The organism is Williamsia sp. CHRR-6, from assembly GCF_018474015.1.
Lineage (GTDB): Bacteria > Actinomycetota > Actinomycetes > Mycobacteriales > Mycobacteriaceae > Williamsia_A.
On sequence record NZ_JAHCSG010000010.1, the window covers coordinates 14,261 to 33,954 of the forward strand.

The 19,694-nt window shown below is 66.5% G+C and carries 16 protein-coding genes and 1 tRNA gene; 4 read left to right on the plus strand and 13 right to left on the minus strand.

The features are described from left to right. Nucleotides 1-21: 21 nt before the first annotated feature. From KIK15_RS18005 to KIK15_RS18015, 3 genes are read right to left on the minus strand one after another with little or no spacing between them, the layout of a single operon-like run. The gene (locus KIK15_RS18005) at nt 22-1,047 is read right to left on the minus strand and encodes an LLM class flavin-dependent oxidoreductase (RefSeq protein WP_214246230.1); all 1,026 of its coding nucleotides are present in this window, start codon (nt 1,045-1,047) and stop codon (nt 22-24) included. 9 nt (nt 1,048-1,056) lie between these two features. Then, complete coding sequence (locus KIK15_RS18010) at nt 1,057-1,818, minus strand: DUF6882 domain-containing protein (RefSeq protein WP_214246232.1); 762 nt, start codon at nt 1,816-1,818, stop codon at nt 1,057-1,059. After that, nucleotides 1,815-4,205: a Tex family protein gene (locus KIK15_RS18015; protein WP_214246234.1), complete on the minus strand. Its 2,391-nt coding sequence runs from the start codon at nt 4,203-4,205 to the stop codon at nt 1,815-1,817. Before KIK15_RS18015 ends, KIK15_RS18010 begins: the two co-directional genes overlap by 4 nt. Before the next feature lie 210 nt (nt 4,206-4,415). On the opposite strand from KIK15_RS18015, the gene KIK15_RS18020 reads away from it, so the two are divergent. Both KIK15_RS18020 and KIK15_RS18025 read left to right on the plus strand, forming a co-directional pair. Next, a complete protein-coding gene (locus KIK15_RS18020) occupies nt 4,416-5,768 on the plus strand; it encodes an AarF/ABC1/UbiB kinase family protein (protein ID WP_214246236.1) in 1,353 nt (450 codons plus the stop codon). Continuing rightward, on the plus strand, nt 5,768-6,181 hold the full coding sequence (locus tag KIK15_RS18025; RefSeq protein ID WP_214246238.1) for an ASCH domain-containing protein: 414 nt from the start codon (nt 5,768-5,770) through the stop codon (nt 6,179-6,181). Before KIK15_RS18020 ends, KIK15_RS18025 begins: the two co-directional genes overlap by 1 nt. A gap of 10 nt (nt 6,182-6,191) precedes the next feature. Here KIK15_RS18025 and KIK15_RS18030 read toward each other — a convergent pair whose 3' ends face one another. Beyond that, a complete protein-coding gene (locus tag KIK15_RS18030) occupies nt 6,192-8,432 on the minus strand; it encodes a glycoside hydrolase family 3 C-terminal domain-containing protein (RefSeq protein WP_214246239.1) in 2,241 nt (746 codons plus the stop codon). Between the two features lie 634 nt (nt 8,433-9,066). On the opposite strand from KIK15_RS18030, the gene KIK15_RS18035 reads away from it, so the two are divergent. Continuing rightward, the gene (locus KIK15_RS18035; protein ID WP_214246241.1) at nt 9,067-9,723 is read left to right on the plus strand and encodes a DedA family protein; all 657 of its coding nucleotides are present in this window, start codon (nt 9,067-9,069) and stop codon (nt 9,721-9,723) included. A 336-nt stretch (nt 9,724-10,059) separates the two neighbouring features. Next, nucleotides 10,060-10,878: an Fpg/Nei family DNA glycosylase gene (locus tag KIK15_RS18040; RefSeq protein ID WP_214246243.1), complete on the plus strand. Its 819-nt coding sequence runs from the start codon at nt 10,060-10,062 to the stop codon at nt 10,876-10,878. A 21-nt stretch (nt 10,879-10,899) separates the two neighbouring features. Here the strand turns inward: KIK15_RS18040 and KIK15_RS18045 are convergent, their stop codons facing one another. The 9 genes from KIK15_RS18045 to KIK15_RS18085 all read right to left on the minus strand — a co-directional run bounded on the left by KIK15_RS18045 (nt 10,900) and on the right by KIK15_RS18085 (nt 19,685). Continuing rightward, nucleotides 10,900-12,066 carry an alpha/beta hydrolase family protein gene (locus KIK15_RS18045; RefSeq protein ID WP_214246244.1) on the minus strand — a complete coding sequence of 389 codons (1,167 nt, stop codon included), beginning with the start codon at nt 12,064-12,066 and terminating at the stop codon, nt 10,900-10,902. A gap of 774 nt (nt 12,067-12,840) precedes the next feature. Next, nucleotides 12,841-12,914: transfer RNA gene (locus KIK15_RS18050), tRNA-Pro, on the minus strand. 94 nt (nt 12,915-13,008) lie between these two features. Continuing rightward, nucleotides 13,009-14,436, minus strand: a complete 1,428-nt coding sequence (gene der, locus KIK15_RS18055) for a ribosome biogenesis GTPase Der (protein ID WP_214246246.1) — start codon at nt 14,434-14,436, stop codon at nt 13,009-13,011. After that, nucleotides 14,429-15,145 carry a (d)CMP kinase gene (gene cmk / locus KIK15_RS18060; protein ID WP_214246248.1) on the minus strand — a complete coding sequence of 239 codons (717 nt, stop codon included), beginning with the start codon at nt 15,143-15,145 and terminating at the stop codon, nt 14,429-14,431. The genes der and cmk overlap by 8 nt, the downstream gene beginning before the upstream one ends. Next, nucleotides 15,142-16,146 (minus strand): pseudouridine synthase, encoded by a 1,005-nt coding sequence (locus KIK15_RS18065; RefSeq protein ID WP_214246250.1) that lies wholly within the window; start codon nt 16,144-16,146, stop codon nt 15,142-15,144. Before KIK15_RS18065 ends, cmk begins: the two co-directional genes overlap by 4 nt. 3 nt (nt 16,147-16,149) lie before the next feature. Then, the gene (scpB, locus tag KIK15_RS18070) at nt 16,150-16,860 is read right to left on the minus strand and encodes an SMC-Scp complex subunit ScpB (protein ID WP_214246252.1); all 711 of its coding nucleotides are present in this window, start codon (nt 16,858-16,860) and stop codon (nt 16,150-16,152) included. Beyond that, the gene (locus KIK15_RS18075; protein ID WP_214246254.1) at nt 16,857-17,669 is read right to left on the minus strand and encodes a ScpA family protein; all 813 of its coding nucleotides are present in this window, start codon (nt 17,667-17,669) and stop codon (nt 16,857-16,859) included. The genes scpB and KIK15_RS18075 overlap by 4 nt, the downstream gene beginning before the upstream one ends. Next, the gene (locus KIK15_RS18080) at nt 17,666-18,562 is read right to left on the minus strand and encodes a ParA family protein (RefSeq protein ID WP_307851958.1); all 897 of its coding nucleotides are present in this window, start codon (nt 18,560-18,562) and stop codon (nt 17,666-17,668) included. Before KIK15_RS18080 ends, KIK15_RS18075 begins: the two co-directional genes overlap by 4 nt. Nucleotides 18,563-18,752: 190 nt before the next feature. After that, nucleotides 18,753-19,685, minus strand: coding sequence for a site-specific tyrosine recombinase XerD (locus KIK15_RS18085; protein WP_214246258.1), 933 nt, complete (start codon nt 19,683-19,685; stop codon nt 18,753-18,755). Nucleotides 19,686-19,694: the final 9 nt, after the last annotated feature.

The following is a 19,694-nucleotide window of genomic DNA, read 5'->3' on the forward strand; positions in this document are numbered from 1 at the left end:
CGCTGCAGCTGCACGTGGCGTTCAACTGGTGGGTGTCCACCCCAGCGCAGGACCGAGTCGAGTCGCCATGTCGGTGATGATCTGGATGTAGTCGGACTTCTCGAACGAGAACGGCAGCGCGAACGCCATCTCAGTGGCCCGTTGAAAGCCCTTGTGCGCGTACAGCTGTTCGGCCAGTTCGTCGGACCGACCGACCAGGTCGGGTGCGAACAACAGACCGCGGGGCCCCTGGGGGCTCCGGGTGCGTTCCAACCGTGAGGCAGCGTAGGCCTCGTAGCGGCGAATCTGATCTGCGCTGGCGGTGTCGGTGGGGATCACCACCAGCCCGTGCGAGACGCGCGCTGACGCCGGATCGGGATGGTGCGCAAGGTAGGCGTCGATCTGCTGGGCCTGGATCGTTGCGAAATCAGTCCGAACTGAACCATCGTCGGTGGTGACGACCGACGACGTGAGGTAATTGAGCCCCTGTTCACCAGTCCAGATAGCCGAGCTCAGCCCTCCGCCGTACCAGACGCGATCGGCAAGACCTGGCGAATGAGGTTGCACCCGGCGGGAGAACTGCTCGATCCCGACCGTGCCCCCGAAATCACTGACCGGCTCACCACGCAGGCACCGCAACAGGCGCAGGACCCGTTCCTTGGAGAAGTCCTCCACGTCATGGGTGTCGGGGTAGAGCGCATGTTTGAAGTCGTCGTAGCGCATCGGGGTCCCCACCGAGACACCGGGATTGACGCGTCCGTCGCTCAGCACATCCACCGTGGCCAAGTCTTCGGCCAGCCGTAGCGGATTCTCCAGACCCAACGGAATGACCGCAGTCCCAAGATGAATCCGGTTGGTCCGCATGGCCGCCGCCGCCATCACCGCCACCGGGGAGGAGATCCCGAACTGCAGGTGCCGATCGCGCAGCCACACACTGTCGAAACCCAGGTCCTCGGCCCGCTGGATCATCTCGATGGTTTCGAGATGGCCTGCGCGCGGATCACTTTCGTCGAAACGCCCGATGGTGAGAAATCCGAGTCCCGCCAACGGCTGACCGAGCGAGGGCATGGCGGCCTCCTAGCCGATTGCGGTGTAGGACAGTCGGTCGATTCGACCGAGCTCATCGAACTCCACGACCACCGTCCCGTCCGAGGTGTCCAGGTCGATCCCCGTCGTCGTCAGCCGAGCCGTCACACCGACGCGACGGTCGGCGTAGGCCTCGACCGCCAGCCGATGGTCGAGCACGAATCCGGTCGACAACGCCGCGGTCAGCGCCGCGCCGCTCGCCCGAACCGTGGGAGCAGGCAGGTGAAACTCCGCGGGGTTGTCCAGCACGAACCACGCGAAGGTCTCCTCACCCACCGGACCCCGGTAGTAGACAGGCGCCGCGACACCGCTCATCGCCTGCGCTGCGTAGACATACGCCATCTCCGGATGATCGCGATCGGGTAAGCGCTGACTGCGACGCACGTCGGCATCCAGGGCCAGCAGAGCCGTGGTGAGCTCTGTCGAACCCATCGACTCCCCGGCGTCGTGCAGGCGCTGGGCAAGCCCGATCACCGCCTCGGGGTAGTCGTTGACGTTGTGCCAGCCCCACATCCACGAGTCGCCGTCGACACTGGAACCGACAAAGTACGGACGAAAATGTGTGGGCGGTTCGGTGTCGAACCAGAACGTGGGGTCACCGCCCAGGTCGGCACCCCACGCCACGCCGACGAAACGTTCGGCGAACAGGTCTTGTGCCTCACAGGACAGGATGATCGTGTGGTCGACCAACTGATTTATCACGTCGCCTCCCGGGTCGATCCACCACTGTGGACCGCCGGGTTCGCCGGTCACCGGCCGAATCCTGCGTCGCGCAACGCCTGTGCCATGGACCCGGAGGACGCCGGTTCATCGCGGCGACCGCGGCCACGGTTGACCGGTCGTGGCTTACGGCCGGTCTGGCCTCCTGTCGACCCGGGTTTCGCACTGCCCGAACCCGATCCCCGCGAGCCCTGAGCGCCCGATCCACTTCTGCCCGACCTGGCTCCACCGGCAACGACCTCGTCGTCGAGACGCAAGCTCAACCCGATCCGTTGACGGTCGGTGTCGACGTCGATCACCTTGACCCGCACCACCTGTCCCGACCGCACCACCTCATGCGGATCGGACACGTAGCGATCGGACATGGCCGAGACGTGTACCAGGCCATCCTGGTGCACACCGACGTCGACGAACGCCCCGAACGCGGCCACGTTGGTCACGACACCCTCGAGAACCATGCCCGCGCGTAGGTCGGCCACCTTCTCCACGCCCGCGGCGAACGTCGCGGTGGTGAAGGCCGGCCGCGGGTCGCGACCGGGCTTCTCCAGTTCGGCGACGATGTCGGAGACGGTGGGGACACCGAACCGATCATCGGCGAAGTCGGCCGGCCGCAGCGCCCGCAGCGACCGGGTGTCGCCGATCAACTCCGCCAACGACAGATTGGTGCGTTCCAGGATCCGCCGGACCACCGGGTAGGCCTCAGGGTGCACCCCGGACGCATCAAGCGGATCGTCACCCCCGGGAATCCGCAGAAACCCCGCGCACTGTTCGAATGCCTTGGGGCCCAAACGCGCGACGTCGAGTAGCTGTGTGCGGCTGCGGAACGGCCCGACGGTGTCGCGGTGGGCCACGATCGCCTCGGCCAGTGTGGGGCCGACGCCCGAGACCCTCGACAGCAGTGGCACCGAGGCGGTGTTGAGGTCCACCCCAACCGCATTCACCGCGTCCTCGACCACGGCGTCAAGACTGCGGGCCAGGTTCTGCGGGTTGACGTCGTGCTGGTACTGCCCCACCCCGATCGACTTCGGGTCGATCTTGACCAACTCGGCCAGCGGGTCCTGCAGTCGTCGGGCGATGGACACCGCCCCTCGGATCGACACGTCGAGCTGCGGCAGCTCACGGCTGGCGTACTCCGACGCCGAATACACCGAGGCACCGGCCTCACTCACCATGGCCTTCGCCGGTGGCGGCGCTCCGGCGGCACGGATCTCGGAGACCAGTTCGGTTGCCAGAGCGTCGGTTTCCCGCGATGCGGTGCCGTTGCCGATCGCGATCAACTCCACGTGATGACGACTGACCATCGCAGCCAGGGTCGCTTTCGCCACATCCCACTGCTTCTGTGGCTGGTGAGGATAGATCGCACACGAGTCAAGGACCTTGCCGGTGGCGTCGACCACCGCCACCTTCACCCCGGTTCGGAACCCGGGATCGAGACCCAGCGTGGTGCGGGCGCCCGCCGGTGGTGCCAGCAGCAGGTCGTTGAGGTTGCGAGCGAACACGGCCACCGCGTCGTCCTCGGCGCGCTTGCGCAGTCTCATCCGGGCGGCGGTCTCGGCGGTGATGGCCAACTTCACCTGCCATGCCCAGCGGACCGTGGTGGTCAACCATTCCGTCGCCGCACCCGGATCGGCGCGGTCGACACCCAATGATGCGGCGATCATCGACAGGTAGGCGTCGATGTCGCCGCCATCGAATCCGAGGCTGAGAACGTCTTCCTTCTCACCGCGCAGCACCGCGAGGACGCGATGCGACGGCATCTTCTCCAGCGGCTCACTGAACTCGAAGTAGTCCCGGAACTTCTGCGCGGCCGGGGTGGCGGCTGCTCCGGCCCGCACCGTGGTCGTGACCGTTCCTTCGTTCCAGAACCGTTCGCGCACAGCGCCGACCAGGTCGGCGTCCTCTGATGCGCGTTCGATCAGGATGTGTCGGGCTCCATCGAGGGCTGCGGCGACATCAGCGACATCTGCACCCGTGAACTCGCCGGCCACCACCGTCGGGTCGAGGGCCGGATCGGTGAGCAGACGGTCGGCCAGCGGTTGCAGGCCCGCTTCCCGCGCGATCTGCGCCTTGGTGCGCCGCTTGGGTTTGAACGGGAGGTAGATGTCCTCCACTCGGGACTTGGTGTCTGCGGCCAGCAGCGTTGCGCGCAGATCGGCGGTCAGCTTGCCCTGTTCGTCGATGGAGGCGATGACTGCGGCGCGGCGCTCGTCGAGTTCGCGCAGGTAACTCAGCCGTTCGTCGAGGGTTCGCAGTTGTGCGTCGTCGAGGCTGCCGGTCACCTCCTTGCGGTAGCGGGCGATGAAGGGAACCGTCGACCCCTCGTCCAGCAGCCGCACCGCAGCAGCCACCTGGTTCTCTCCCACCCCCAGCTCGTCGGCGATACGGGCATTGACGGATCGGACTGCACCTGGCGAACTCACCCGCGAAACACTACCGATCCACCGCAGGAGACGGGCACAGCGACGCGGGTGCGGACACACGCGCAGTCCCACCGCGGACAACGGCAGGCGTGTCGGTCACGTGTAGTCCTCTCGAATTGACTTCGTCGCTGGTCACCACGCATTCTCCTGGCACCGAACGGCGTACGCGAGCGCCGACCCGACATGATCCGCGACACTTGTGTGAAAGCCATGACACCTGCACCTTCTGCCTCCCCCCTACCGGTTGCGGCGACCGAGATCGACTCCCGCCTGCCTGCCAGCTCGGCGCTCACCCAGGTGCGCAGAGCGACCGTCACCGGCGCTCACCTGACCCGAGGCGTGGCCGAGTTCATCGTCGGATTACCCGCCGGCGGGGCGATGTCCTCGCGCGCCGCTCGGGAGGTGCGTGATGTGTTCGAACGTCTGGGTCCGACGTATGTGAAGCTCGGTCAGCTGATCGCGTCCAGTCCGGGTGTCTTCACCCCCGCGTTGTCGCGGGAGTTCGAGACCCTCTTGGATCGCGTTGCCCCCGCTCCGATCTCAGAGGTCGAGGCAGTACTCACCGCGGCACTCGGGGCGCCCTCGTCCCAGCTGTTCGCTGCGTTCGATCCTGTCCCCATCGCATCGGCATCGATTGCACAGGTTCATCGGGCCACCCTGCACACCGGTGAGCAGGTGGTGGTCAAGGTGCAACGCCCGGGCATCGTGCCGCGGCTGGCCGCAGACGTCGCTCTGCTCGACCATCTCGCTCGCCTGGCCGAACTGTCGCCGTATGGGCGCATGCTCAGCGCCCGCGACGTGGTCGACGACTTCGCCGCTGGTCTTGGTGCCGAGGTCGACTTCGGCAACGAAGCCGCCGCCATGCGCGATTTCGTGGCCGGCCTGGCCGGCACTGACCAGGCTGACCGTGTGCGGGTACCGGTGGTGTTCGACCAGTTCACCACCGCCGAGGTGCTCACGATGGAGTACGTGGACGCGGTTCGCATCGACGACATCGCCACGGTTCGGGCCGCGGGCCACGACGGCGTCGCTCTGGTTCGCACCCTGTTGATGTCGTTCATGGAGTCGGCATTTCGTGGCGGGGTGTTCCACGGCGACCTGCATGCAGGCAACGTCCTTGTCGACGCAGACGGTCGGCTGGTCCTGCTCGACTTCGGCATCGTGGGTCGATTCACCCCCCGCACGCGGCGTCTGCTTCGTCGCCTGGTCGGTGATCTGATGGTGCGCAAGGACTTCGAGTCCGCAGGGCGCACCCTGGTCGCGATGGGCGCGGTCCGCAACCCGAGCAGCACCAGTGCAGGCGCCGGTGACCTGCGCTCGTTCACCACCCCGATGGCCCGCACCGGGTTGGCGTCGATGTCCTACACCGACCTCGGCAGGCAACTCGCCGCATTGGCCAAGGCCTACGACCTGCGACTGCCTCGCGAGTTGGTGTTGGTGGGCAAACAGCTGCTGTACGTGGAGAAGTACATGAAGCTGCTCGCCCCACGGTGGCGCGCGATCACCGACCGCGAGGTGTTCGGCTTGATGAGCGAGCTCATCACCGAGGACAACCGGGCCTGATGAGTCGGTCCGATCTGCCGGTGGCCGAGTTCGGGTTCCCGGGACCACTGCGCGACGCGCTGGTGGCGGCCATCTGTGCCGGCACGAAAACCAGTACGACCTCGCTGCTCGTCGAGTACGAGATCGAAGACGAGCCGATACCGACACCCGGTGAACACCACCTGGTCGTGGACTCGCTGGGCGAACCGGTGACCATCATCGAGATCACCGACGTGCAGGTCACCACCCTTGGCGCCATCGACCTGCGACACGCCATCGACGAAGGCAAAGGTTTCACCACCGTCGAACAGTGGCGGCGCGAGCACGAAAAATTCTGGCGGGATCCGGATTTCGTGACTGCCCTCGGCCGACCAGTGGAGTTGACCGACTCGACTCAGATTGTCATCGAACGATTTCGCGTCGTCGAGCAGTGACCCGTGACGGTCACTCCTGCGAGTTGGCCAGCGCGATCATCTCGTCGAGGTCGATCTCCTCGGGGAACAGGCCACCGAAGGTGACCAGCTGACGCATCGGCATCGACCGCATCATCATCATGAAACCTGATGTGTCCTCGAGGATCTCGGCCGGCATGACGAACGAGATCAGCGGACCCACGATCGGATGCGTGAGTACCTCACCGAGGGTGGACGATTCGGTCAGCGGGACGCGGACCTCGTCACCAACGATGTCGACGGTGACCTGCTGCAACTCCACCGCCGCCGAGGCGGCGTCGATGATCTGCACCGGACCGCCTTCCACCACCCAGTCTTCGATCCGTGTATCCCAGTGCCGCAACTGCTCTCGGCCGATTCGCAGCTCGACCTCGCGGGTCTCGCCGGCGGGCACGCTCACCTTGGTGAACGCAGCGAGCTCTTTCTTCGGGCGGATGACCGCACTGTCGGGCCTAGCGAGGTAGAGCTGCACCACCTCGCGACCGTCACGTTCGCCGATGTTGCCTACGCGCAATCGGGCGACGATCTCGTCGCCGTCGACCTCGGCGGTCAGGCCCGTATGCTCGAAGTGGGTGTAGCTCAACCCGTGTCCGAACGCGAACTCCACCTCGATGTCGCGGACGTCATACCAGCGGTAGCCGATGAACAAACCCTCGCCGTAACGGACGTGGCCGTGCTCGCCGGGGAAATTGAGATAGGACGGGTTGTCCGACAACGCTTTCGGCACGGTCTCGGCAAGTCGACCGCTGGGGTTGACCCGCCCGAACAGGACGTCGGCCAGCCCCGACCCACCACCCTGACCGAGGAGGTGTCCGGCGATGATTGCGGGTACTCGATCGGCGACGTCGCCTACGCGCACCACACCGCCTGCGACGAGCACCACGATCACGGTGGCCCCGGTGGCGATCACGCCGTCGAGGAGCTGCCGGTGCACGGCGGGCAACTCCATGTCGGTCCGGTCGAACCCCTCGGACTCCAGCTGCGAGGGCAGCCCGACGCAACAGACCACAGTCGATGACCGCTGGGCTAGGGCCACCGCGTCGGCGACCAGACCGTCGTCGTCGAGGTCCTCGACCGAGTACCCGGGCGCGAACTCCACTGCCCCGGAGGTGATCGAGGTGACCGAGTCCAGCAGGTTGTCGAGTTCGGTCGGTTGGATCTGCGAACTCCCCGCACCCTGATAACGCGGGGTGCGGGCCAGCTCGCCGATCACCGCGACCGAGGCGTCGTTCGCCAGCGGCAGCACCGACGGACTGTTCTTGAGCAACACGACGCAGTCGGCGGCAACGGTGCGGGCCAGCTGATGATGCGCGGCCAAGTCGACCGTGGCGCTCGGATCGAGGTTGGCCTGCGCGCGGCGGACCAAACCCACCACGCGCTGCGCGGCCCGGGTCACGGCGGCCTCGTCCAGGGTGCCCGCTGCCACCGCATCGCAGATCCGCTGCGGTCCGATACCCGCCGAGCCGGGCATCTGCAGATCCAGGCCCGCGGCGATAGCTGCGGGCGGATTGCCCACCGCACCCCAGTCCGACACCACGACACCCTCGAATCCCCATTCCGTGCGCAGGATCTGGGTCAGGAGGAATTCGTTCTCTGCGGCGGGCACACCGTTGATGCCGTTGTAGGAACACATCACCGTCCATGGCTGCGACGAACGCACAACGTGCTCGAAGGCCCGCAAGTAGATCTCGCGTAGTGGCCGCGGATCGATGTCAGCGGACACCCGCATCCGGTCGTGTTCCTGGTTGTTGGCGGCGAAGTGTTTGAGCGACGCCCCAACCCCCTGCTCCTGCAGACCGTCGACCATCGCCGCGCCGAGCACCCCGGCCACCACCGGATCTTCGGAGAAGTACTCGAAGTTGCGCCCACACAATGGAGATCGCTTCATGTTGATGCCAGGCCCCAACACCAGGGACACACCCAGCGCCTTGGCCTCGCGGCCGATCGCCGCACCCACCTGATGCACCAGATTGCTGTCCCAGGACGACGCCAACCCCACCGCGGGCGGGAAGCACGTCGACGGTTCGCTGTTGGTGAAGTCTTGGGCGCTGGCCTCGGCGCGCTGCTTACGCAGGCCATGTGGGCCGTCGGTCATCATGATCGAGGGCAAACCCAGCGTGGCATCGGCTTCGGTGTGCCAGGGACCGGATCCGTTGGTCAGCGCTGCCCGCCGCGGCAGCGCAAGGGCGGCAACCTCGTCGTCGGAATCGGACCTGACGTGTGGATCGGGCATGAGGTGCACCTCGTTCTCGGCTCGGGCGGGGTGTGGCGCTCGGTCAGGCTTCACGCTCGCTCAGGTTGATCAACCCGACAGCTTGTTCACCCCCGACAGCTTGTTCACCCCGACTGGTTGTCGACTCAGTCGGACAGTGCTGCGCCGTCGAGATTACGTTGGCGGTCACACAGCCGTACGTCGTGTCCGCTCGGCACGTCGAAGGTTGCCGCACGAACTCGTCCGGTCACCCCGCACAGTCTGGCGTGCGGGGTTGCCACCCCATCCGATCTGGCTGCCTGTGAGGCCGCGTTCGGCGGCCGAAGTTATTGCGCATCCGGTTGGCACGAGAGAACGTGTTCGAGCTCGACGACACGATGGGTCCCACCGGGCAGCGATGGACGTTCCTCCCTGTTGTGGATCGGTCCGATCAGCGCAGCCGCACGCGCACCGCCGCCGACATCGCCACCACCCCCGCCGCCTACGTGCCGCCGCACCAGACACCACCGCCCCCACACCACCGTCACGACCGGCACCACCCCCTGCTGGACGCGAGAGCGGTTCAGGCGATCACCGATAATGGTGCTCGGCGGCTCTGCCGAGGCGTCGTGACCACCCGCGATCGAACAAGGACGAACTCATCTCTGTCACCATCTTGGCCTCAGACCTGAACAATCACGGTTTCAGCGGGATCAGTGGTTTCGCCGCCGATGTGTTGGAGGCCATGGGCGCTCCAGGGATCGGATTGTTGGTGTTCATCGAGTCGGTGTTCCCGCCGATACCCAGCGAGGTGATCCTCCCGTTCGCGGGTTACCTGAGCCAGAGCGGCAACCTCTCGCTGGTCGCGATGCTGATGTGGAGCACCGTCGGTGCCTGGCTGGGGGCTCTGGTCTTCTACGCCATTGGCCGCTGCATCGGTCTCGAGCGCACAGTGGCGATGCTGGTGTGGACACGCATCGTCAGTCGACGTGACGCCGAGCGCGGCGCGCACTGGTTCACCCGGTTCGGCACCTGGTCGGTGTTCATCGGCCGGATGATCCCCGGGGTGCGATCGGTCATCTCGCTGCCCGCGGGGGCGGCGGCGATGAATCTGGTGGTGTTCAGTGTGCTGTCGGCGACGGGTTCGTTCCTGTGGAACGCCCTGCTGTTGGGTATCGGTGCGGCTCTGGGTACCCAGCACGGACAATTCGAGCAGTACCTGGGCTACTTCGACATCGTCGTGTACGCGGGTGCGGCCACGGTGTTGATCACGTTGATCGTTCGCAGCTACCGCCATCGCAAAGCCGATCGCGTGGCCGCCGGAGTCGACTGACCTCAACCACCGTCAATCTGTGCGCTCACCGCCTCCGACGGTGCATAGGTTGCGGGCGGTGGAGGTGACGCGGAAGAACCCCTCGACCTCGGCGTTGCCTGGTGGGCAGCTGGTTGCGGTTACCCAGGTTGATCCCTCGCAGGAACGAGGCGACAGCAACCAGCGGACGGACTCCTCGAGTAGGCAACGGTGTGTGTCTCGTGCCCCCACCCTGACGCGTTGTCGGCCGGGGGCACCTGACAACGGATTGAGGCGTCCTCGCCATTCACGGCGAGCGTCGTCGCGATTCACGCGGGCGTGCTTGCCGTCGGCGCAGAACTGGGTAGACAGGTGGGTGTGCCAGAACTTCCCGAAGTCGAGAACGCGCGGCAGGTCGTCGCCAGAGCGCTGAACCGCCGGATCGTCGCCGTCGACGACAGCGACGAATTCGAATGCCGTCCGCACGCGCCCGGCGAGATCGCTGATGCGTTGATCGGCGGCCGTTTGGTGCGGGCCAACCGTCGGGGCAAAGCGATGTGGTGCGACGTGGAGAACGCCGACGGAACGCCTGGACCCGCGTTGGGCATCCATCTAGGGATGGGCGGACAAGTCATCGTCACCGCGCCCGACGGTGCCGCCACGTCGCAGTACGGCGGTGGTGATCCGCACGTCGGAGAGCGTCCGGGTGACAAACCAGAGTGGACCCGTTTCTCCATGACCTTCGCCGACGGCGGGCGACTACGCCTGTTCGACAAGCGTCGCCTCGGACGGATCGTGCTCGAACCCGACGTGGCCGCGCTCGGCCCGGATGCCGCGGAGATCACGCGGGAACAGTTCCGTGCCGCACTGGCGGCCAGTCGGGCACCACTCAAAGCGCGACTCCTCGATCAGCACGCTGTCGCGGGGATCGGGAACCTGCTCGCCGACGAGATACTGTGGCAGACAAAGCAATCCCCCACTCGTCCCGCGAATTCACTGACCGCCGACGAAGCCGACGAGCTGCGACGCGTGTTGCGCAGGAGTATCCGTTCGGCGCTGGCCAAGGGCGGTGTCCACACCGGCGAGGTGATCCCGTATCGACGCGCCGACACGCCCTGCCCACGATGCGGCGGGCAGATGGTCAACGCCAAGGTCGGCGGGCGGACCACCTGGTGGTGCTCCACCGAACAGCGCTGATCACCGCCGGCGCGACAGGTCTCAGGGCACCGGCTTGGTGGTCGTGGTCGTGGTGCTGCTCGCCGGTGTCGTCGTCGTGGCGGTTGCGGTCTTCGTCGTGGTGGTCGTGGGGGTGTTGCCGGGCTTCGTCCGGGCGTCGGCCAGCACCTTCTCAAGGGTGGCGGCGTCGGCCTTGACGGCCTCGGCCCATGCGTAGAAGTCGTGGCTGCCGGTGACATAGCTGAACTTGACCGGGGCACCGATCAACGCGGATTGAACGTTCAGTGCCACCGTGGAGGTCATCGCCGTGGATTCCAGCGTGACACCGGTCGCGATGGTGAACACGACGCCCGGGATGTTGCTGATGCCGTACTTCAGGACGAAGTCACTCTCTCGCTGCGACAGAATCCCGTTGCCGACCGACACGAGCGCCGTCTGTCCGTTGCCACGCAGTTCACCCAGTCGTTTGCCAACATCGTTGGCACCCCAGGTGTTTCCGGGACTCAAGGGCGCCCCCCACATCGCAGTGCCACCGTTGGTGATGCCCGCTCGATCCTTCTGGATGTAAGGGATGAGGATCCAACCGACGGGGTTGTCGGTCTGGTAGTAGCCGGAGAACGCGCGAACGGTGGTGAACACGTCGGGATGGTTGAGGGCGAGGATCATCGCCGGACCCGCCGACATCGAGACGCCAGCGATGGCGTTGTTCTTCTTCTGGACCGAGAACTTCGCATTCAGGTAGGCGGGGAGCTCGGACCCGATGAAGGTGTCCCACTGTGGCGCAGTTCCCGCTGAGTTCGGTCCGGCGATCGGCGCTTTCCAGTTCGTCATCCACTCCCCTGCGCCGCCGGCCGGCAGCACCAGGTTGACGTGCTTGCTGTAGGCGTTCAACGCACCGGAGTCGGGGAGGGCCCAGGTGCTGAACTGGTTGTTGGCACCGATGCCGTCGAGGAAATAGATCGCCTGCTCGGAATCACCTGCGGCGCGGTCGGATGCGCGAATCTGCACCGCGACATCACGTCCCAACGACGGGGAACGGAAGGTACAGGTCTGGATGAACGCCGCCTTCTCGTCCGGCGTGCGCCAAACGCACCCGTCACGCAGTTGCGCCTGGTTCGCTGCCGATGCCGGAGCCGCTGTGGCCAGCCCGACCGCGACAGCGCTCGCGATCAGGGTGATCGCGACACGGCGACTGCGACGGTGGATCATCCGAGCCATCGGACGGATGAATGGTGTTCGAGAATGCGACAAGACGAGCCCCCGGTTCGGTAGGGGCCTGCCAGGTGGACATACTCCCCCGATCAAACGACCCCAAACCGGAGACTAGCAATCGCCACCGACACTGTCGCGCCGAATTGCCCGAATTGGATCCGGTTCGCCTGAACAGCGGACAACCAGTGATCGCAGCCGGGAGTGTGTCACGGTCGCGCGTACCGCTCTGCCGGCGTTGCGATCCGTCCGCGAAGCGCGGAACGAACCGCCTCGGGCTCGAGTACGTCCGCGTCCGAGTCGAGTTGCCAGACCGCCCAGACCGCGTGACGAACGTCCTCGAAGGAAAGGTTCAAGTCGCACGCACGGTGACGATGCCGATCTGATCCACCGTGTGCCAACGCTTTTCGTCGACGTGAGCTCGATGGCGTTCAGGTAGAGCGCCCACCGCCTTGCAGGCCGCCGATGCCAGGGCGGAGCCGAGACCGAGGGCAGCGGTAGCACGGCCGCTGGCGTCCGCGGTCGACAATGCGATCGCCTTGTCGTAAGAGAGACCGGTCAATTCGATCCGAAAGCCAGACAGCAACGAGAACCCTCCGTGTGGCCCGCGATCCGCCTAGACGGGACTGCGGCCGCTGACATCGCCTCCATGTCACGGAACACGGTCCGGGTCGACGCCTCCAACTGGGACTGCCAGCTGCCAGGCCGTCATATCGGGAAACCCATGCAACGACACCCGCTCCGATTTTCGTGTTCGGAGCGGGTGTCGTCGGGTCGGGCTGACAGGATTTGAACCTGCGACCCCTTGACCCCCAGTCAAGTGCGCTACCAAGCTGCGCCACAGCCCGTGGCCGGTCCCGAACCGGCGACCTGCTGCCCACAGGGGCAGCGGTGATCAGGTTAGCCGACGGCCCCGGTCGGGAGCCAATCGCCTCGTCTGCCTCAGCGGCGGCGTTCGCGCTTTTCCCGGATCCGTACGTTCACCCGCACCGGTGAGCCGTCGAATCCGAAGGTCTCGCGCAGTTTTCGCTCGAGGAACCGGCGGTATCCCGCCTCGAGAAAGCCGGTGGTGAACAGCACGAACGTCGGCGGCCGGGTGGTCGCCTGGGTGGCAAACATGACTCGTGGCTGTTTGCCACCGCGCACCGGCGGCGGGGTGGCCGCGATGATCTCCTTGAGCCAATTGTTCAGCTGACCCGTCGAGATCCGCTTGTCCCACGATTCCAACGCCAGATCCAGTGCGGGGACCAGCTTCTGCACCGAACGACCGGTGGCGGCCGAGATGTTGACCCGGCGTGCCCACGGCACCCGCGCCAGGTCGCGGTCGATCTCCTTGTCCAGTTGCAGACGTCGATCCTCATCCACCAGGTCCCACTTGTTGAACGCGATCACCAGGGCCCGACCAGCCTCGATGATCATCGTCAATACCCGTTGGTCCTGCTCGGTGATGGGCTGTGACGCGTCGATCAGCAGCACCGCGACCTCGGCAGCATCGATGGCCGCCCGCGTCCGCAGCGATGCGTAGTACTCGTGCCCACTGGCGGTTCGAACCTTCTTGCGCAGACCCGCCGTGTCGACGAAATTCCACAGGCGCCCACCGAGTTCCACCAACTCGTCGACCGGGTCGACGGTGGTTCCCGCGACGTTGTCGACCACCGCCCGCTCGGAGTTGGTGAGCTTGTTCAGCAGTGAACTCTTGCCCACGTTCGGCTTGCCCACCAACGCCACCCGGCGGGGACCGCCCACCGCATCGGTCTCGCGCGGGGTCTCGGGCAGCACCTCGAGGATCGCGTCGAGCAGGTCGCCTGCACCACGCCCATGCGCCGCCGAGACCGTGCGCGGTTCCCCCAGGCCCAGCGACCACAGTGCGGCCGCCTCCGACTCCACCCGCTCGTCGTCGACCTTGTTGGCGGCCAACAGAACCGGGGTCTTGGATCGACGTAGGACTCGGGCCACCGCTTCGTCGGTCGCGGTGGCACCCACGGTCGCATCCACCACCAGGACCACCGCGTCGGCCGTGGTCATGGCGCGCTCGGCCTGATTGGCGATCGACAGGCCCATGCCTTTGGCATCGGGTTCCCACCCGCCGGTGTCCTGCACCCAGAACCGTCGACCTGACCACGTCGCGGCATAGGACACCCGGTCCCGGGTGACTCCGGGGATGTCCTCGACCACCGCCTCGCGGCGGCCCAGGATCCGGTTGACCAACGTCGACTTGCCCACGTTGGGGCGTCCCACGATCGCCACCGTCGGCATCGCAACCTGGGGGTCGTCGCTCGCTGCACCGTCGACATCACCGATCTGCCAATCGGATTCGTCAGACCACACGCCATCGACCACGCCGAGGTCGATCTCGCCGGGTTCACTCATGTCGCGCTCCGATCCGTTCCTCGGTGAGCTCGGCCAACCGGTCGATGACCTCGTCGATGCCGAGGTCGCTGGTGTCGACCAGCACTGCGTCATCGGCCGGCCGTAAGGGCGAGTGTGCACGGGTGGAATCGAGGTGATCTCGCCGTTGCACCGCCGCCAAGACCGAGGCGTAGTCACTGTCGAGGCCGGCGGCAAGATTCTGTTGGTGGCGACGGTGCGCGCGGGCCGCGGCGGTGGCGGTCAGGTAGATCTTCACCGCAGCGTCGGGGAACACCACCGTGCCGATGTCTCGACCCTCGACGACTGCGAACTCACCTGCGGCCAGATCACGCTGGCGGTCGACCATGGTGGTACGCACCTCTTTCACCGCCGATACCGCCGACACCGCCGAATTGACTGCCTCAGTGCGGATCTCAGCGGCGACATCCTCGCCGGCGAGGGTGACGTCATCACTTCCGGGATCGTTGCTCAGCGTGAGCTCGACGTCGGCGACCGTCGCGGCGATCGCGTGCGGGTCGGCCAGGTCCACTCCGGCGCGTAGGGCTGCCAGCGTCGCAACGCGGTACATCGCGCCGGTGTCGATGTAGCGGGCACCCAGACGCCGGGCCAGGTGGCGTGACACGCTGGACTTGCCGGTTCCAGCCGGACCGTCGATGGCGACGACCACCGTAGATCCGTCACGGGTCGAATCCTGGTGCGAACCGGTCACATCCCCACCGCCTTGTACAGGGCACCGACCTCATCTCGAGCCAGCACCCGCAGCGAGCCCGGTCGCTGGTTGCCCAGGTTCACCGCACCGATCTCGGTGCGCACCAACGACAGAACCGGGAAGCCGACGTGCTCCATCATCCGGCGCACGATGCGTTTGCGGCCCTCGTGCAGCACCAGCCGGATCAGCGTTTGGCCCTCGTTGATCTCCATCACGGTGAACCCGTCCACCGACACCGGGCCGTCGTCGAGTTCGACTCCGGACTTCAGGGTGCGCGCGAGTCCGCGCGGCGGAACCCCTCGCACTGTGGCCAGATAGGTCTTGGGCACCTCGTAGGACGGGTGCATCAGGCGGTGCGCCAACTCACCGTCGTTGGTCAGCAGCAACAGACCCTCGGTGTCGGCGTCGAGCCGCCCGACGTGAAACAGTCTCTGCCCAGCCATCACTCGCTCGGCCACCACGTCACCGACGCAAGGCCGACCCTGGTCGTCGGACATGGTCGACTGCCATCCCTTGGGCTTGTTGAGAGCCAGGTACTGCAAGGTCTCGTCCATCACCACGCGGGCACCGTCGACGCGCACCACCGCCGTGGTCGGATCGATCCGCAGACCCTGCTCGGTGACGATCTCACCGTCGACATCCACCCGTCCGGCGGCGATCAACTCCTCGGCCCCGCGACGGGAGGCGACACCGGCCTGGGCCAACACCTTCTGCAGTCGGATCCCGTCGGCCACGTACTCCGCTCCGGCACCGCCGGTCGACGCAACGTTCTGCACACGTGCGGGTTTGGCGTTGTTGAGTCGTTCCTGACCGCGTTTGACGCTGGGCGCTGAACCCTTGCGATGGGCCTTCTTGGTACGGGCCTGGGCGGCATCACGATCGGGTGTGCCCTTGGCTGATCGAGCGGTCGCACCGCGCGCACCGGCCGGCGTACGGCGATCGCTGCTGGTGCGGTTGGTGCTGGTGCGGTCCGGTCTGCCATCGCGGCTAGCGGGAGTCATGTCTCAGGTATCCAGTTCTGATGTAGCGGGTTTGTCCGTTGAGTCTGACCCCTTCGCCCCCATCTTGGCGAATCGCGGATCGGCGATGATCTCGTCGCCGATGTCGTCGATGACGTCGACGTCGGGCAACAGCGGAGCCAGATCGGGCAGTTCGTTCAGCGAGGCCAACCCGAGTCGCTCCAGGAACAACTCGGTGGTCGCGTACTGGGTGCCACTTGTCTCGGGGTCGGTTCCCACCTCGGTGATCAGGCCACGCCCCATCAGTGTGCGCATCACGCCGTCGACGTTCACCCCGCGCACCGCACTGACCCGGGTGCGGGTCACCGGCTGCCGATAGGCGATCACCGCCAGCGTTTCCAGAGCCGCGCGGGTCAACTTCGACCGCGCACCGTCGAGCAGTAGTTTCTCCACGTAGGGGGCGTAGTCGGTGCGGGTGTACAGACGCCATCCATCACCGGCGAACCGCAGGTCAAAACCACTGGACCGTTCGGTGAACTCCGCAGACATGGTGGCGATCATCGCCTCGATCCGCGTCGCGTCCGCACCGATGGCCGACGCGAGCGCATCAACCGATACTGGCGAATCCACCACCAGCAGAACGGCTTCGAGTGCTGAACGTAGTTCGTCGTCGTCGATCGGGTCCGCGCCGATGTGATCTGGCGGCGGCGCGTCGAACAATGCGTCGGAGACTGGGCTCTGCGGGGTCTCGCTCATCCGTACTCCTCTGCGGTGATGGTGATCTCGTCGGCGTCGAGGACCCCGGTCCAGGCCACATGGAGGCGCCCGAGCGCCTCGGACTGTTCGAAGTCCACGGCACGTTGTCGGAACAGGTCCAGCAGTGCCAAGAACCTGGCCACCACCTCCAAGCCACCGGAACACTCCGACACCAGGGTCGCGAAGTCGACCCAGTGCCCGACGCCGGCGGTGCGCAGCAGGTGCGACACCCGGATGGCCTGCTCGGGGACCGAGACCGCGTCGACGTCATGCAGATGACCCAGCCCCACCCGAGGAATCGGCTTGGGTGTCATGGCCGCGGCGGCCACCTGCGCGAACTGCCAGGCGTCCACGCCCAGCGTCACCTCGGGTAGCAGTTGCTCGAAGCGCGGCTCCAACGACACCGCCCGCGGATACCGTTGCAGCGCAGCGGCTTCAAGCTCTGCGAACAGCGCCGCCACCTGCTTGTAGGCCCGGTACTGCAGCAGCCGCGCAAACAACAGGTCGCGCGCCTCCAGCAACGCCAGATCCTCTGGATCCTCCACCTCACCAGAGGGCAACAGTCGCGCGGCCTTCAGGTCCAGCAGCGTCGCCGCGATGACGAGGAACTCGGTCACCGCGTCGAGCCCGAGGTCTGAGCCCAGATTCTTGGTGTAGGCGATGAAGTCGTCGGTGACCGCGTGCAACGCCACCTCGGTGACGTCGAGGCGGCGTTGATTGATCAGGTCGAGCAGCAGATCGAACGGGCCCTCGAAATTGGCCAGGTTCACCCGGAACCCGCTCTGCGTGACCGGCTCGGTGTCGGTCATCCTGAGCGACCGGTTCGGTGCAGCACCTCCCGGGCCAACGCCCGATACGCCTTGGCGCCGCCGGACTTCGGGGCCCATGAGGTGATCGGCTCGCCGGCGACTGAGGTCTCGGGGAACCGCACCGTGCGGCTGATCACCGTGTCGTAGACGCGCTCGCCGAACACCTCGACCACCCGCGCCATGACCTCCCGCGAGTGCAGGGTGCGCGCATCGAACATGGTCATCAGGATGCCGCCGAGGGACAACCGCGGGTTGAGGCGATCGCGCACCTTGTCGATGGTGTCGGTGAGCAGGGCCAGCCCGCGCAGGCTGAAGTATTCGCATTCCATCGGGATGATCACGGTGTCTGCACAGGCCAGGGCGTTGACCGTCAGCAATCCCAGCGACGGCTGGCAGTCGATGAGTACGTAGTCGTAGCGGTCCAGAACCGGGTGCAGCGCACGACCGAGGGTGTGTTCGCGTCCCACCTCGTTGACCAATTGGATCTCGGCGGCCGACAGATCGATGTTGGACGGCAGCAGATCGAGTCCGTCGACGCGGGTACTCATCAACACCTCGTCCACCGAGACCTGTGGTGGCACCAGCAGGTTGTGGACTGTGAGTTCGAGTTCGTGGTGCGCGACCCCGAGACCCGCCGACAGCGCGCCCTGCGGGTCGAGGTCGACGAGCAGTACGCGCCGCCCGTATTCAGCCAGGGCCGCACCGAGATTGATCGTCGAGGTGGTCTTGCCCACCCCACCCTTCTGGTTGCACACCGCCACAACGATCGCCGGTCCGTGTCGATCGAGTGGGCGAGGTTCGGGGACCTCGCGCGTCTGGCGACCGGTGGGCCCGATGCCGTCGGAGTCGGTGCCCACGTCGGCTTGCGCGGGTCCACGCGCCGGGGTGTCGATGGTCAGGCTGTACTGGGCATCGCGTGGAGCACCCGGGGCCGGCGGCTGGGGTGTACTCACGTTCCTCGACGCTCCTGTTCTCGCAGAATCGGTGCTCAAGCGATCAGCCTAGTGCCCACAGACCCCGACTCCCCCGCGCACCGCCGACGCCCGTGCCGATCGCCCGACGCCGCGCCGGTCACGTCCGCGATCAGCGAGCCCGTGGGTGGGCGGTGGCGTAAACCTCCCGCATGGCCGACACCGTGACCAGCGTGTACACCTGCGTGGTGGTGACCGAGGCATGCCCGAGCAACTCCTGCACCACCCGTACGTCGGCGCCACCGTCGAGCAGATGGGTGGCAAAACTGTGTCGCAGGGTGTGCGGCGAGACCGACGTCTGCAGCCCAGCGCGTGCGGCGGCCTCCACCAACACCTGCCAGGCGCTCTGCCGCGACAACCGCCCCCCGCGGGCGTTGAGGAACAGCGCCGGGTTGAACTTCGACACCAACGCCGGGCGCCCGCGCACCAGATACGCCTCCAACGCGGCCCACGCCGGGCCACCGACCGGGACCAGCCGCTCCTTGCCGCCTTTGCCGCGCAGCAGCACCGCCCCGTTCTCGGCAGCTACATCGTCGAGGTCGAGTGACACAGCTTCGGTGATGCGCGCACCGCAGCTGTAGAGCAGCTCGACCAGCGCCCGGTCGCGCAGGCTGCGGGGCGTGTCGGCGGGACCGTCCCCGCCAGCCGCCTCGATGATGGCGATCACCTCATCCACCGGAAGCGATTTCGGCAGCCGCCGCGCCGGCGTGGGTGGCCGGACCGCGTGCGCCACATCCGCCGTGGCCATGCCTTCGGCCACGGCGAACTTGTGCAGCCCACGAGCAGCGACCAGGGTGCGGGCCACCGAACTGTCCGCCAGCGGCGGTTCGTCGCGGTCGGGGTCTCCGCGCCGCAGCGCGACGAGGAATTCCCGCACATCAGCCTCGGTCACCTCACCGAGCCCGTTCACCCCGCGCGCAGCCAGGAACGCGCGGTAGCGCGCCAGATCACGTCCGTATGAGCTCAGTGTGTTCTTGGCGGCCCCCCGTTCCACCGCCAGATGATCGAGATATCTGGTGATCTGGGACTCCAGAAGCGCGGTCATCGGAGGCGA

Excerpts from the sequence above, each read along its gene's own strand:
- KIK15_RS18005 (WP_214246230.1), bottom strand. The coding sequence starts at position 1,047 with ATGCCCTCGCTCGGTCAGCCGTTGGCGGGACTCGGATTTCTCACCATC.
- KIK15_RS18020 (WP_214246236.1), top strand. The coding sequence starts at position 4,416 with ATGACACCTGCACCTTCTGCCTCCCCCCTACCGGTTGCGGCGACCGAG.
- KIK15_RS18025 (WP_214246238.1), top strand. The coding sequence starts at position 5,768 with ATGAGTCGGTCCGATCTGCCGGTGGCCGAGTTCGGGTTCCCGGGACCA.
- KIK15_RS18030 (WP_214246239.1), bottom strand. The coding sequence starts at position 8,432 with ATGCCCGATCCACACGTCAGGTCCGATTCCGACGACGAGGTTGCCGCC.
- KIK15_RS18045 (WP_214246244.1), bottom strand. The coding sequence starts at position 12,066 with ATGATCCACCGTCGCAGTCGCCGTGTCGCGATCACCCTGATCGCGAGC.
- der (WP_214246246.1), bottom strand. The coding sequence starts at position 14,436 with ATGAGTGAACCCGGCGAGATCGACCTCGGCGTGGTCGATGGCGTGTGG.
- KIK15_RS18065 (WP_214246250.1), bottom strand. The coding sequence starts at position 16,146 with ATGACTCCCGCTAGCCGCGATGGCAGACCGGACCGCACCAGCACCAAC.
- scpB (WP_214246252.1), bottom strand. The coding sequence starts at position 16,860 with ATGAGCGAGACCCCGCAGAGCCCAGTCTCCGACGCATTGTTCGACGCG.
- KIK15_RS18075 (WP_214246254.1), bottom strand. The coding sequence starts at position 17,669 with ATGACCGACACCGAGCCGGTCACGCAGAGCGGGTTCCGGGTGAACCTG.
- KIK15_RS18085 (WP_214246258.1), bottom strand. The coding sequence starts at position 19,685 with ATGACCGCGCTTCTGGAGTCCCAGATCACCAGATATCTCGATCATCTG.